The 14,030-nt window shown below is 69.2% G+C and carries 10 protein-coding genes; 6 read left to right on the top strand and 4 right to left on the bottom strand.

Annotation, left to right across the window (positions count from 1 at the left end; genetic code table 11):
* Nucleotides 1–69 precede the first annotated feature (69 nt).
* The 3 genes from ACWDTS_RS16520 to ACWDTS_RS16510 all read left to right on the top strand — a co-directional run bounded on the left by ACWDTS_RS16520 (nucleotide 70) and on the right by ACWDTS_RS16510 (nucleotide 3,212).
* Nucleotides 70–1,695, top strand: a complete 1,626-nt coding sequence (locus ACWDTS_RS16520; RefSeq protein WP_450111297.1) for an AMP-binding protein — start codon at nucleotides 70–72, stop codon at nucleotides 1,693–1,695.
* 65 nt (nucleotides 1,696–1,760) lie between these two features.
* The gene (gene map / locus ACWDTS_RS16515) at nucleotides 1,761–2,618 is read left to right on the top strand and encodes a type I methionyl aminopeptidase (RefSeq protein WP_450111296.1); all 858 of its coding nucleotides are present in this window, start codon (nucleotides 1,761–1,763) and stop codon (nucleotides 2,616–2,618) included.
* 27 nt (nucleotides 2,619–2,645) lie between these two features.
* Entirely contained in the window at nucleotides 2,646–3,212 is a 567-nt protein-coding gene (locus ACWDTS_RS16510; protein WP_450111295.1) for an alpha/beta fold hydrolase, read from the top strand.
* Nucleotides 3,213–3,257: 45 nt separating this feature from the next.
* On the opposite strand, the gene mtr is transcribed toward ACWDTS_RS16510, so the two are convergent.
* Complete coding sequence (mtr, locus tag ACWDTS_RS16505) at nucleotides 3,258–4,631, bottom strand: mycothione reductase (RefSeq protein ID WP_450118615.1); 1,374 nt, start codon at nucleotides 4,629–4,631, stop codon at nucleotides 3,258–3,260.
* Complete coding sequence (locus ACWDTS_RS16500) at nucleotides 4,628–5,674, bottom strand: alpha/beta hydrolase (RefSeq protein ID WP_450118614.1); 1,047 nt, start codon at nucleotides 5,672–5,674, stop codon at nucleotides 4,628–4,630. The genes mtr and ACWDTS_RS16500 overlap by 4 nt, the downstream gene beginning before the upstream one ends.
* Before the next feature lie 240 nt (nucleotides 5,675–5,914).
* On the opposite strand from ACWDTS_RS16500, the gene mqo reads away from it, so the two are divergent.
* The 3 genes from mqo (at nucleotide 5,915) to ACWDTS_RS16485 (ending at nucleotide 10,291) form a co-directional block, all read left to right on the top strand.
* Complete coding sequence (mqo, locus tag ACWDTS_RS16495; protein WP_308200776.1) at nucleotides 5,915–7,444, top strand: malate dehydrogenase (quinone); 1,530 nt, start codon at nucleotides 5,915–5,917, stop codon at nucleotides 7,442–7,444.
* A 91-nt stretch (nucleotides 7,445–7,535) separates the two neighbouring features.
* Nucleotides 7,536–8,786 (top strand): uroporphyrinogen-III C-methyltransferase, encoded by a 1,251-nt coding sequence (cobA, locus tag ACWDTS_RS16490; RefSeq protein WP_450118613.1) that lies wholly within the window; start codon nucleotides 7,536–7,538, stop codon nucleotides 8,784–8,786.
* Nucleotides 8,787–8,869: 83 nt separating this feature from the next.
* Nucleotides 8,870–10,291: a DHA2 family efflux MFS transporter permease subunit gene (locus tag ACWDTS_RS16485; RefSeq protein WP_450118632.1), complete on the top strand. Its 1,422-nt coding sequence runs from the start codon at nucleotides 8,870–8,872 to the stop codon at nucleotides 10,289–10,291.
* A 12-nt stretch (nucleotides 10,292–10,303) separates the two neighbouring features.
* Here the strand turns inward: ACWDTS_RS16485 and ACWDTS_RS16480 are convergent, their stop codons facing one another.
* Complete coding sequence (locus tag ACWDTS_RS16480) at nucleotides 10,304–13,090, bottom strand: cation-translocating P-type ATPase (protein ID WP_450118612.1); 2,787 nt, start codon at nucleotides 13,088–13,090, stop codon at nucleotides 10,304–10,306.
* A 35-nt stretch (nucleotides 13,091–13,125) separates the two neighbouring features.
* Nucleotides 13,126–14,007, bottom strand: coding sequence for a polyphosphate kinase 2 (ppk2, locus tag ACWDTS_RS16475; RefSeq protein ID WP_450111290.1), 882 nt, complete (start codon nucleotides 14,005–14,007; stop codon nucleotides 13,126–13,128).
* Between the last annotated feature and the right edge of the window lie 23 nt (nucleotides 14,008–14,030).

Raw genomic sequence — 14,030 nt, 5'->3', positions numbered from 1 at the left:
GGCGTGCCGCCCAGACACCCCCTGTGAATGCAGACAACCCTGTGAACGCTCGACGAGGAGGACGGATCGATGGCTGCCGATTTCGCTGCCCGTGTCCGCGAACTGCTGGACCGTTACGACACCGCGGACGGATGCGCTGCGAACCTTTTGTGCGACGACCATCCCGCCGACGCGGTCGCGTTCACCGTCGTCGAGTCCGATCTCTCCTCGACCGATCTGACGTACGGGTACCTGCGTGAGCAGTCGACCCGCTTCGCGGCCGCGCTGAACGACCTCGGTGTCGAGCCCGGCGACCATGTCGCGACGCTGATGGGCAAGTCCGCCGACCTGGTCGTCGCGCTGCTCGGCATCTGGCGGCGCGGCGCCGTGCACGTGCCGCTGTTCACCGCGTTCGCGCCCCCCGCCATCGCGTTCCGGCTGCAGGCCAGCGGCGCGAAGGTCGTCGTCGCCGACGCCGACCAGCTCGGCAAGCTGGCGCCCAGCGAGGACATCCCGGCCGACGCGCCGTGGCAGATCGTCGTCGCGGGGGACTCCGGTGACGCCGGGATCGGGCTGCACTTCGCGGACCTGCTCGCCGCCCACACCGGCGACGATCCGCGCGGTGCCGCGGTCGCCGTCGGTGGCTCCGGTGGCCTCGTGCAGCTGTTCACCTCCGGCACCACGGGGACCCCGAAGGGCGTGCCGGTTCCGGTGCGGGCGCTCGCCTCGTTCCACGCGTACATGGACTTCGGCCTCGACGTGCGCCCCGACGACGTGTTCTGGAACGCCGCGGACCCGGGCTGGGCGTACGGGCTGTACTACGCGCTGCTCGGTCCCATGGCCGCCGGCCGGCGCAGCATCCTGCTGCACGCCGGGTTCTCGCCGGCGCTGACCTGGCAGGTGATGGAGACGTTCGGCGTCACCAACTTCGCCGCCGCACCCACGGTGTACCGCAGCCTGCGTGCCGACTCCGGCCAGGGACCGCAGATCCCGCTGCGCCGCGCATCGTCGGCCGGTGAGCCGCTGACCCCGGACGTGCTGACCTGGTCCGAGCACAAGTTCGGTGTCGTCGTCCACGACCAGTACGGGCAGACCGAGCACGGCATGTTCGTCGTCAACGCGTGGGCCGACGGCCTGCGCGAGGACGTGCCGCCGCTCTCGATGGGCAAGCCGCTGCCGGGCTGGTCGGTGGCGGTGCTGAAGGAGGACAGCGACGAACTCGCGGACACGAACGAGGTCGGCCGCGTCGCGATCGACACCCAGGCCAGCCCGCTGCTGTGGTTCACCGGCTACGTCGACGCTCCGGAGAAGACCGCCGAACGCTTCAGCGAGGACGGCCGCTGGTACCTGACCGGCGACGCGGGCCGCGTCGACGAGAACGGCTTCTACTTCTTCTCCTCCCGCGACGACGACGTGATCATCATGGCGGGCTACCGGATCGGGCCGTTCGACGTGGAGAGCGTGCTCGTGATGCACGAGCAGGTGGTCGAGGCCGCGGTCGTCGGTCTGCCCGACGAGCTCCGCGGCGAGGTGCTCGAGGCGTTCGTGGTGCTGCGGGAGGGCGTCGAGGGCACCGACGAACTCGAGGCCGAGTTGCAGCAGCTGGTGAAGAAGAAGTTCGCCGCGCACGCCTACCCGCGGGCGGTGCACTTCGTGCCGCACCTGCCGAAGACCCCCAGCGGCAAGGTCCAGCGCTTCCTCCTCCGTCAGCGCTGACCCGCGTCCCGCGGGTGATGCCTCGGAGGCATCACCCGCGGGCCGGTGGGCATATCCTGATCGTCATGTCTGTGCGCACAGCTCTCGTTCCCGGCACGCCCACCCCCATCCGTTCGGTTCCCAAGCTCATCGAACGACCCGAGTACGCGTGGAAGCCGACCGCCAAGGAAGGCAACGAGCCGTGGGTGCAGACCCCGGAGACCATCGAGAAGATGCGCGAGGCGTGCCGGATCGCCGCGCAGGCGCTCGCCGTGGCCGGCGAGGCCGTCGCCCCCGGTGTGACCACCGACGAACTCGACCGCATCGCCCACGAGTACATGTGCGACCACGGCGCCTACCCGTCGACCCTCGGCTACCGCGGCTTCACCAAGTCCTGCTGCACGTCGCTCAACGAGGTGATCTGCCACGGCATCCCCGACTCGACGGTGATCGAGGACGGCGACATCGTCAACATCGACGTCACCGCCTACATCCACGGGGTGCACGGTGACACCAACGCGACGTTCCTGGCCGGTGACGTCTCGGAGGAACACCGCCTGCTCGTCGAACGCACCCGTGAGGCGACCCGGCGGGCCATCAAGGCCGTCGCGCCCGGCCGCGCCCTGAACGTCATCGGCCGGGTCATCGAGGCGTACGCCAATCGGTTCGGATACGGCGTCGTCCGCGACTTCACCGGCCACGGCATCGGCGAGACCTTCCACAACGGCCTGGTCATCCTGCACTACGACCAGCCGTCCGTGGAGACGGTCATCGAGCCCGGCATGGTCTTCACCATCGAACCGATGATCAACCTGGGCACGCCCGACTACGAGATCTGGGACGACGGCTGGACGGTCGTCACCAAGGACCGCAAGTGGACCGCGCAGTTCGAGCACACCATCGTCGTCACCGACAGCGGATGCGAGATCCTGACACTGCCGTGACCGTGTGATCGCGTACCGTTCTGCGGCATGGAATCGACTGACGTGAGCACCGCGAGCGGCACCGTCCGGGTACGCATCGACGGACCCGAGAGCAGGCACACCGTGCTGCTGCTGCCGGGAGCGGGGGAGAGCGCCGACGTGTTCGACGCGGTGTGCGAACGCCTGCACAATTCCGACCTGCGGACGGTCGTCCCGGAAAGCATCGACAACCTCGATGCGGCCGGGATATTCGCGCTGCTCGACGAACTGAAACTGCCGTGGGTGCACCTGGCCGGCAGCGGTGCCGGCGCGGAACTCGCCTGGTCCGTCGCAGCCGGCAGATTCGGCCGGTTCGCGAGTCTGGTCGTCGCCGACCGCGGTCACCCGGCCGTTCCCGACGCCGACGGCACCGTGCGCGACGCGTCGGCCCCTGCAGCCGAGGTGCCCACCACCGTCGTGGTCGGCAGCGGCACCCGGCGCGCAGAGGCCGACGCATCCATGCGCTACGTCACCGGGGAGTTCCGGGTCGTCGAACTCGACGGCATCGAGAACGTCCCGGCGCAGGCCCCGGCCGAGTTCGCCTCGGCGATCGCCCTGCGTACCGGCAGCTGGTAGCGGACACGGTGGCGCCGTCCCGGCCGGACGGCGCCGCCGACGCTGTCAGAGCCCGAGCAGCGCGTTCTCCACGACCTCCGGCAACGCCGGATGGATCCAGTACTGGCCCGTCGCCATCTCCCGGGCGGTCAGACCGAAACTCATCGCCTGGATCAGCGGCTGGATCACCGTCGACGCCTGCGCGCCCATGACGTGCGCGCCGAGCAGCAGACCGGTCGACCTGTCGGCGATCAGCTTGCAGATGCCCTCGGTGTCCTCCATCGCCCAGCCGTACGCGACGTCCCCGTAGTTCTGGATCTTCACGGAGATGTCGTATCCCTGTGCGCGGGCCTGTTCCTCGGTGAGCCCGACCTCGGCGATCTGGGGGTCGGTGAACACCGCCGCCGGCACGAACCGGTGATCGGTGCGCCGCAGCGCCGACGTGTCGTCGTCCCACGCATCCTGCAGCAGGTTGTGCTGCACCACCCGCATCTCGTGATTGGCGACGTGCTTGAGCTGATAGGGCGACGAAACGTCGCCGAGCGCGAACACTCCGCGCGCGGTGGTGCGCTGGAACTCGTCGACGACGATGCGGCCCTGCTCGTCCAGTTCCAGGCCACTGGCGGCCGCGTCGAGCAGGTCGCCGTTGGGCTGCCGTCCCACCGCGACCAGCAGCGCGTCACCCGCGACGACCGTGCCGTCGGCGAGCACGACCTCCACACCGTCACCGACGGGGCGGAACTCCTTGGCCGGATTCGACAGGTGCACGTCCCACTTCTCCTGCGCGATCCGCGTGAACCGCTCGGCGATGTCCGTGTCGAGGTGACGCAGAAGCCGGCTGCTGCGCGCGAGGATCGAGACCCGCACCCCGAGGGCGGAGAACACGTGCGCGAACTCCATCGCGATGAACCCGGATCCGAGGATCACCATCGACTCGGGCAGCTTCGGCAGCCGCATCACGTCGTCGTTGGTGTGGTACTTGACGCCGCTGTCGAGGACCTCCTGCGGAACGATCGGGCGTGATCCGGCCGCGACGACGACCTGATCGGCGGTGATCGTCTCGCCCGTGCCGGTGTCGAGGGTGCGCTCGCCGACGAACCGCGCGTGCCCGCCGTACACCGTGACGTTCGCGCAGTCCTCGCGCCGGTACCGTTCACCGCCGGCCGCGATCGGGTCGATCCGGCCGAACACCCGGTCGACGATGTCGTTCCAGCGGACCCCGTCGACGCTCGCGTCCACGCCGTATTTCGCGGCGGTGCGGACGGTGTGCGCGACCTCGGCCGCGTACACGTACATCTTCGTCGGGATGCAGCCGACGTTGAGGCAGGTGCCGCCGAAGGTGCCCTCCTCGAGGATCGCCACCTGCTTGCCCTCGTAGCGTTCGTCGAGGATCGAATTGCCCGATCCCGTGCCGATGATGGCGAGGTCGTAATGGGTCACGCGGGGTCTCCTGCGGTTCGTGTCCGCACGTTGCCGGCGGCGGTGCGGATATCGGCGGTGTCGTCGTTGCTGTCGTGGTTGTCCAACCCCTCCAGCCACCGGTCCAATTCCCGGAACGCCGCGGCGAGCGGACCGGGGGTGGACAGGAACACGTCGTGGCGGGCTCCGTCTATGGGCACGATCGTGGTGCGGTCGCCCAGGCAACCCGCCCAGCGCGCGATCTGCCGCACGTCGAGGACCGCGTCGACGGTGTCGATCGCGGGGTCGTACTTCGGTGCGGACCGGCTCGCCGTGGACCGGAGGATCAGCGACGGCACCCCGATGTCGAGGCCGCGATGCAGCTGCGCGTGCCCGCGCCGGACCGCCCGTAGCCAGCCGAACGTGAGCGGGAATCCCGTCAGCGGCTTCCAGTCGAGGTTGTAGTTCCAGCCGCCGGTGCGCAGGCTCATCCCGTACGTGTCGAGCTTCTTCAGTGGGATGACGTCCTTGGGCCGGATCCGCCCGAGGAGGTCGATCGCGAGGGTGCCGACGTTGCGCAGATAGGACGGTCCCTGCAGGTCGAACCAGGGACTGTTGAGGACGACCCCGCGGATTCCGGCGCCCGCGGTACCGCCTGGACGCTTGTTCAGTCGGTCCAGCCACAACGGCAACACCAGCCCGCCCGTCGAATGCGCGACCAGCAGCACCTCCTCGCCGGTCTCGGTCCGCACGATCCGCAACGCCTCCTCGAGCTCGGCGTCGTAGTACGCGAGGTCGGTGACGAAGTGCGGAGTGTGGCCCGGGGCGCGTGAACGGCCGCATTTGCGCAGGTCCAGCGCGAAGAACCGGTACCCCTGCGCCGCGAAGTGCTCCGCGAGGTGCTGCTGGAAGAAGTAGTCGGTGAACCCGTGCACGTAGAGCACCGCGCGGTGCGGAGCGTCGCCGGCGGGCTGATAGCGGACCAGGGTCGCGCTGATTTCACCTTCCCCGTCGGGATCGCTGCCGAGGGGGAGAACGAGCTGCTGATAGCCGTCACCGAGGATGTCGGGCTGCCAAGTAGTCACTATCACACTGTATTGGTGTTCATGCCGGATCGTGGTCGGGGCACAATTGGGGGGAAGGAAACGCCGAGCGACGTGCGGGTAACCTATTCGTCGCAGTCGGCGCGGCTGTGGTGGTTCCCAGATCCGGTTCGTGATCGAACGGAAGTGGAGCGGGACCACGGACGTGCACGGGACACCCTCGCGACGCGATCCCTGCGGATTCTGCGGCGCGTGCGAACAGACAAGGAAGTCGATCCTCCAGTGTCAGACAACGTGTTAGAGGCGAAGACCGATGTAGTGCTCATCGGCGCGGGCATCATGAGCGCTACCCTCGGTGCGCTGCTCCGCCAGTTGCAGCCCGACTGGTCGATCACCGCTTTCGAGCGGCTCGACGCCGCTGCCGCGGAGAGCAGCGACCCCTGGAACAACGCCGGTACCGGCCATTCCGCGCTGTGTGAGCTGAACTACACCCCGGCCAAGGCCGACGGCACCGTCGACATCACCAAGGCGATCAACGTCAACGAGCAGTTCCAGGTCTCGCGCCAGTTCTGGGCCTACGCCGTCGACAACGGGATCCTGTCCGACCCCAAGGACTTCATCAACCCGATTCCGCACGTCAGCTTCGTGCACGGCGCCGACGACGTGAAGTACCTGCGCGCCCGCTACGACGCCCTGGCCGGCCACCCCCTGTTCGCGGGCATGGAGTACTCCGAGAGCCCCGAGCTGTTCTCCGAGCGTCTCCCGCTCATGGCCGCGGGCCGTGACTTCTCCGACCCGGTGGCCCTCAACTGGACCTCGACCGGCACGGACGTCGACTTCGGCGCCCTCACCAAGCAGCTCATCAACAACGTCGCCGCCTCCGGGGGCACGGTGTTCTTCGGTCACGAGGTGACCAACCTGTCGAAGCAGTCCGACGGCAGCTGGATCGTCAAGGTCCGCAACCGCCGGACCGGCGAGAGCCGCAAGGTCAACGCCAAGTTCGTCTTCGTCGGCGCCGGCGGCGGTGCCCTGCACCTGCTGCAGAAGTCGGGGATCAGCGAAGCCAAGGGCTTCGGCGGCTTCCCCGTCTCCGGTGCGTTCCTCCGCTGCACCAACCCCGACGTCATCGCGCAGCACAGCGCGAAGGTGTACGGCAAGGCCGCCGTGGGTGCGCCCCCGATGTCGGTTCCGCACCTCGACACCCGCGTCATCGGCGGCAAGCAGGGCCTGCTGTTCGGCCCCTACGCCGGCTGGTCGCCGAAGTTCCTCAAGCAGGGCGGCGTCCTGGACCTGCCGAAGTCGGTCAAGCCCAACAACATCATGTCGATGCTGGGCGTCGGCGCCACCGAACTCGGCCTGGTCAAGTACCTGGTCGGCGAGCTCACCCAGTCGCCCCGCGACCGGATCGTCACCCTCTCCGAGTTCGCGCCCAACGCCAAGCTCGAGGACTGGGAGCTGATCGTCGCCGGTCAGCGCGTCCAGGTCATCCGGCGCAAGGGCATCGGCGGTGTCCTCGAGTTCGGCACCGCCGTGGTCAGCGCCGGTGACGGCACCATCGCCGGTCTGCTCGGTGCCTCCCCGGGCGCCTCGACCGCCGTGCCCGCGATGCTCGACGTTCTCGAACGCTGCTTCCCGAAGCAGTGGACCGGATGGCAGGGCAAGCTTCACGAGATGGTGCCGTCCCTCGGCACGAAGCTGTCCGACGATCAGGCGCTGTTCGACAAGGTGTGGCAGTGGAGCACCAAGTCGCTGCAGCTCGACGTCACCTCCGTGGCGGAGACCACCGCCCCGATCGAGCCCGCGTCGGTCTGATCCGACCGTCACGACCCGACCCCGTCACAGGCCGGTCCGCACGCCGCGGACCGGCCTGTGTCACGAGGCCAACCAGAAGTGGGGAACCCCGGTGCCTACCAATCCTGCAGACGAGTCGTCCACCAACGGGGCAGACGAGTCCAGCTACCTCGTCGGTCTGAATCTGTCCGGTCGCCGGGTCGTCGTGGTCGGCGGCGGGTCCGTCGCCCAGCGGCGGCTCGGACTGCTCGTCGCATCGGGTGCCGCGGTGCACGTCGTCACCCGTGCGGCCACGCCCGCCGTCGAGAGTATGGCCACCAAGGGCCACATCACCCTGGAACTGCGCGACTACCGCGACGGTGATCTCGAGGGCGCCTGGTACGCCATGGCCTGCACGAACGAGCCGGAGACGAACGCGGCGGTCGTCGCCGAAGCCGAACGCAACCGCATCTTCTGCGTGCGCGCCGACAACGCCCGCCGCGGCAGCGCCGTCACCCCGGCCACCGCGACCTACGACGGTCTGTCCATCGGCGTCCTCGCCGGCGGCGACCACCGCCGGTCCGCGGCGGTGCGCACCTCGATCCGGGAGTCCCTCGCCGGGGGCGCCGCTGTCGCCGACACCGCGCCGGCCCCGGTCGGGGTCGCGCTCGTCGGCGGCGGCCCGGGCGACCCGGATCTGATCACCGTGCGCGGTCGCCGCCTGCTCGGTCGCGCCGACGTGGTCGTCGCCGACCACCTGGCCCCGCAGGAACTGCTCGACGAACTCGGCCCGCACGTCGAGGTCATCGACGCGTCGAAGCTGCCCTACGGCCGGGCGATGGCGCAGCAGGCCATCAACGAAACCCTGATCGACCGGGCCAAGGCCGGCAAGTTCGTCGTGCGCCTCAAGGGCGGCGACCCGTACGTCTTCGGCCGCGGCTTCGAGGAACTGCAGGCCTGTGCCGCCGCGGGCGTCCCGGTCACGGTCGTTCCCGGGATCACCAGCGCGATCGCGGTGCCGTCGGCGGCCGGCGTTCCCGTCACCCATCGCGGGGTCACGCACGAATTCGTGGTGGTCAGCGGACACGTCGCCCCCGACCACCCGGACTCGCTGACCGATTGGTCGGCACTTGCGAAGCTGCGCGGCACGCTGGTGCTGCTCATGGCGGTCGAACGCATCCAGCAGTTCGCCGACGCCCTGCTCGCCGGGGGCCGTCCCGCGGACACCCCGGTCGTCGTCGTGCAGGAAGGCACGCGCCGCACCCAGCGCGTTCTGCGCGCCGACCTGCAGACCGTCGCGGCGCATGTGCGCGACGAGCAGATCCGGCCGCCCGCGATCATCGTGATCGGACCGGTCGCCGGTCTCACCGCGGATTCCGAGTGAATCGGATGCTGGGTAACGTCGACGCCGTGCCGGACCCCTCGAACGCCGCCCGTTCCGCGACCGCCCGGGCGCTCGGCGCGGCCATGCTCGTCCTGAGCGGACTGCAGTTGATGGTCGTGCTCGACGGCACGGTCGCGAACCTGGCGCTCGCGCCGCTGCAGGCCGACCTGGGACTGTCCGACGCCGGCCGCAACTGGGTGCTCACCTCGTACGCGCTGGCGTTCGGCGGTCTGATGCTCCTCGGTGGCCGGCTGGGCGACAGTTTCGGCCGCAAGCGCATGTTCGTCGCCGGGGTCGGCCTGTTCACCCTCGCGTCGCTGCTGTGCGGCCTCGCGACCGGCGAGGCCATGCTCATCGCAGCCCGCGCGTTGCAGGGCGTCGGCGCCGCGATCGCGTCACCGACCGCGCTGGCTCTGGTCGCGACGACGTTCGCGCCGGGCCCCGCCCGCAACCGCGCGATCGCGGTGTTCGCGGCGATGACCGGCGTCGGCTCGATCGCCGGGCTGATCCTCGGCGGCGCGCTCACGCAGGTCTCGTGGCGCTGGATCTTCCTCATCAACGTTCCCATCGGTGTGCTCATCGCCGTCGCCGCGAGCATGGTGTTGCGGGAGACCGCGACCGAGCGGCTCGCGCTCGACGTGCCCGGCGCGGTCCTGGCGACCCTCGGCTGCACCGGTGTGGTGTTCGGCCTGAGCGAGGGACCCGAGATGGGCTGGGGCAGCCCGGTCGTGATCGGGGCGCTCATCGGAGGTGTCGTGGTCCTCGGGCTGTTCCTGCTCGTGGAGCGGCGCGCCGAGAACCCGCTGCTGCCGTTCGTGCTGTTCCGCAACCGCGACCGGGTCGCCACGTTCGTGGCGATCTTCTTCGCGGGCTCGGTGATGTTCTCGCTGGCCGCGTTCGTGGCGCTGTTCGTGCAGGACATCCTCGGCTACACCCCACTGCAGGCGGGTCTGGCGTTCGTGCCGTTCGCGTTCGGTCTCGGCGGTGCCGCTGCGGTCGCGTCGAAACTCGTCGTGCGGGTGCAGCCGCGCTGGCTGGTGGTCGCGGGGGCGCTGATCATGAGTGCGAGCCTGCTGTTCGGCTCGACGATGGACGAGACGGTGCAGTACCTGCCCACCCTGTTCGTGCTGGTGCTCGTCGTCGGGTTCGGCGTCGGACTGGCGTCCGTGCCGCTGCCGCTGTGCGCGATCGCCGGGGTCGGTACCCACGAGATCGGCCCGCTGTCGGCGATCGCCCAGGTCGCGCAGACCCTCGGCGGTCCGATCGGCCTGGCCGTGATCGGAGCGATGGCCACGTCGCGGACCATGTCGCTGGGCGGCACGTCCGGTGCGGTCGCCGACATGACCGAGGCGCAGCTCGTCGCGCAGGGCGAGGGCTACATGTTCGCCCTGGTCGGCTGCGCCGTGTGCGCGGTGATCACCGGTATCGCCGCGCTGTTCATCCGGTTCAGCCCGCAGCAGGTCGCGCAGGCACAGGAAGCCGAGAAGGCCGCCCAGAACGCCTGAGGCGGGCCGCCGTCACGCCACGCGGGCCCGCTGCGGCTCCACCGCGGTGGAGGCCGGGATCGGCGCCTGCGGGCCCGTGGCGCGGCGGCGCCGGATCGCCTTCTCGGCCTCGATCACGACCGGAACGATCACCGACAATCCGATGCACGCGAGCCACTGGCCACCGGTCAGCGAGGTCGTCATCAGCAGCCGCTGCAGGAAGTCGAGTTCCACGGCGAGCACGGTGATGACCGTCGGGATCGCCAGGATCTTCACGGCTCCCAGAATGGGCGCTGCCAGGCCCGTGTCCGGATCACGCCGCATCACCAGCCCACCGAGGATCGACCCGAACGACATGACCACGAACGCCATCGTCATGGGCACGTTCGCGACGGTCGAACTCATCTCACCGGGCGCCAGCAACAGCGCGGCCAGCGTGACCGCGAACTCGACGGCACCGTAGAAGACCCACTGCCACACGGCCAGCGGATTGGTGATCGGAACGCCCGGGTCGCGCGGTGGCTTGTTCATCAGGTTCGGCGGTGCGGGGTCGTGCATGATCACGATGACCGGGAACAGGGTGATGAAGAAGTTCTGGAACAGCACCATCAGCGGCGTGAGCGCGACACCGTCGTTGATATCGAACACGCTCGCGACCAGGAACAACAGGATCAGCGAAAACAGTTTCGCCATCTGGCAGCGGATGAACGCGACGATCTTGTCGTAGATGCTGCGCCCGAGGCTGATCGCGGTCACCAGCGTCCCGAAGTTGTCGTCGGTGAGGATCATGTTCCCGGCCTGCTTCGTGACCTCGCTGCCCGACCCCATCGCGACACCCACGTCGGCCTGCTTGAGGGCTGCCGCGTCGTTGACGGCGTCGCCGGTCATCGCGACGATCGCGCCGCCCCGCTGCATGAGTTCGGCCAGGCGCAGCTTGTCCTGCGGGGTGACCCGGCCGAAGACGTGCAGGTTCGGCAGCGCCGCGGCCAGTTCGTCGTCGGACAGTGCCTGCAGTTCCGGGCCGCTGATCGCGCCCGGACCGAGACCGAGTTCGGCACCGATCGCGGACGCGGTGATCGCATGGTCGCCGGTGATCATGCGCACCTCGATGCCCGCGGCGTGCGCGGTGCGCACGGCCTCCACGGCCTCGGGCCGCAGCGGATCGATGATGCCCACCATGCCGACGAACGTCAGGTCCTCGACGAACGACATCGGATCGGCGATCACCTCGCTCTCCCGGCCCGGCAGCAGGCGCGCCGCGAACGCCAGCACCCGCAGCCCCTTCTCCGACATGCTGCGGTTGGCCGCGAGGATCTCGTCACGCATCACGTCCATCGGTTCCGGCCCGGTCTCGGTGAACGCCGTCGAGCAGCGTGCCAGCACCACGTCGGGCCCGCCCTTGACCAGTTCGACGAACGTGTCGACGCCGTCCAGCGGCAGCCGGTGGAAGGTCGCCATGAACTTGTACGCCGAATCGAACGGCACCTCCGCGACGCGCGGGTAGGCGCGCCGGGTCTCCTCGGCGTCGACGCCGAGCTTCGCGGCCAGCACCACCAGCGCCGCCTCGGTGGGATCACCGACAACGACTCCGCTGTCGGACACGGTGGCGTCGCTGTCGAGGCACAGCCCGTACGCCAGCCGCGTGAAGTCGGGAACCTCCGCGCCGGCGGCGTGCCGCACCGCACCGGTCTTGGCGTAGCCCTCGCCCTCGACGGTGAACCAGCGGCCGTGGAAGTACAGGGACCGGACCGTCATCTGGTTCATGGTGAGGGTGCCGGTCTTGTCGGAGTTGATCGCGCTGGTCGCGCCGAGCGTCTCGACGTCGTTGAGGTTCTTGACGACGGCCTTTGCGTCGGCCAGTTGCTTGGCGCCGTACGACAGCATCGACTGCACGAACGTCGGCAGGCCCGTCGGGATGGCCGAGATGGCCATCGAGATGCCCAGCAGCAGAACCGTGGTGACGCTCTGGCCGCGCAGCAGCCCGATCACCACGATGACCGCGACCGCACCCCAGGCGACGATGCCCAGCACCTTGGTCAGCGAACCCAGTTCGCGCTGCAGCGGGGACTTCTTCGGAGCCACCGCCGACAGCATCGACGCGATGCGACCCATCTGGGTCTGCATGCCGGTCTCGGTCACCACCATCGTCGCGGTGCCGCGGGTGACCGAGGTGTTCTGGAACAGCATGTTGCTGCGGTCGCCGAGCGTCACGTCGGGGGAATCGAGGGTCGTCACGTCCTTCGCGACGGGGGCGCTCTCCCCGGTCAGCGCCGCTTCCTGGGTCTCGAGGGTGGCGGAGACGAGGATCCGTCCGTCCGCCGGCACCAGATCGCCGGCCTCCAGGTTGACGATGTCGCCCGGTACGAGCTCGGTGGAGGGGATCGCGGCCAGGGTGCCGTTGCGGGTCACCCGGGCCTGCGGCACCTGCATCTTCGCCAGCGCATCCACGCTGGCCCGGGCCTTCAACTCCTGGCGGGTCCCCAGCACGACGTTGAGCACCACCAGGCCGGCGACCGTGAGCGCCACGGGAATCTGGCCGATGACCACGCTGACGACGACGACCGCCACGAGCATCACGTTCATCGGATCGGTGAGCTGGAGCAGCGCGACTGCCCAGATCGACGGTGGGGGTTCGGAGGCGATGACGTTGGCGCCGTAGCGGGCTCGGCGTTCCTCCACGGCGGCGCTGGTCAGCCCGGCCGACTCGTCGGTCGACAGCGTCGCCACCACATCCGCGGGGTTCAGCGCGTGCCACGCCCGCAGGTCGTCGGGGGAGTCGGCAACCGGGGTGTCACCGGATACGGATCTTTGACCGAGCATGCTCGCGGACCTCCTCGTTCCGGTGCGGCGCATCGTCAGTAGGGTGTGGGAATCCAGTCGACGACCACGCCGGGATCGCGATAACCGCCCGGTTTCTGTCGTTCGGGCAGCGTGACGGCGGGAAGCTCCAGCGGCTCGTAGGGCACCCGGCTGAGCAGGTGGCTGATGATGTTGAGCCGGCCGCGTTTCTTGTCGTCGTTGATCGCGACGTGCCAGGGTGACCATCCGGTGTGCGTGAGCCGGAACATCTCGTCGCGGGCCCGCGAGTAGTCGTACCAGCGGCTGTACGACTCGAGGTCCATCGGCGAGAGCTTCCAGATCTTGCGCGGATCGTCGATACGGCTCTGCAGCCGCAACGTCTGTTGCTCCTGGCTCACCTCGAGCCAGTACTTGATCAGGATGATCCCGGACTGCTGGATCGCGCGTTCGACCGCCGGGACGAGTTGCAGGAACTGGTCGGTCTGCTCCTGGGTGCAGAACCCCAGGACGGGCTCGACGCCGGCGCGGTTGTACCAGCTGCGGTCGAAGATGACGACCTCACCCGCCGCGGGCAGGTGCGGCATGTATCGCTGGAAGTACATCTGCGACTTCTCCCGCTCGGTCGGAGCCGGCAGGGCCACGACGCGGAAGACGCGGGGGCTCACGCGTTCCGTGATCGCCTTGATGACACCGCCTTTCCCCGCGGTGTCCCGGCCCTCGAACAGGATGCACACCTTCGCGCCGGTGGATCTGACCCATTCCTGCATCGCGACGAGTTCGGCGTGCAGCGACTTCAGGTGCCGCCGGTACTCCTTGTTCTTCATCGGCGGTAGGTCGGGATCGCCACCGGTCGGCGGCGGGCGCAGTTCACCCGTGTGGGTGCGGGAATCGGTCCCCGCGTCGTGCCCTGCCTTGCTTCCCTTGGACTTCTTCCCCATGGGCGCTCCCGGGTCGGCCGTCG

The organism is Rhodococcus sp. NPDC003383 (assembly GCF_053589115.1).
This window is presented reverse-complemented; position numbering and strand designations above follow the sequence as displayed.

What these genes read in the sequence shown, in the direction of transcription:
- ACWDTS_RS16480 (WP_450118612.1), bottom strand. Translation starts at nt 13,090, where the DNA reads ATGCTCGGTCAAAGATCCGTATCCGGTGACACCCCGGTTGCCGACTCC.
- map (WP_450111296.1), top strand. Translation starts at nt 1,761, where the DNA reads ATGTCTGTGCGCACAGCTCTCGTTCCCGGCACGCCCACCCCCATCCGT.
- ppk2 (WP_450111290.1), bottom strand. Translation starts at nt 14,007, where the DNA reads ATGGGGAAGAAGTCCAAGGGAAGCAAGGCAGGGCACGACGCGGGGACC.
- ACWDTS_RS16520 (WP_450111297.1), top strand. Translation starts at nt 70, where the DNA reads ATGGCTGCCGATTTCGCTGCCCGTGTCCGCGAACTGCTGGACCGTTAC.
- ACWDTS_RS16485 (WP_450118632.1), top strand. Translation starts at nt 8,870, where the DNA reads ATGCTCGTCCTGAGCGGACTGCAGTTGATGGTCGTGCTCGACGGCACG.
- ACWDTS_RS16510 (WP_450111295.1), top strand. Translation starts at nt 2,646, where the DNA reads ATGGAATCGACTGACGTGAGCACCGCGAGCGGCACCGTCCGGGTACGC.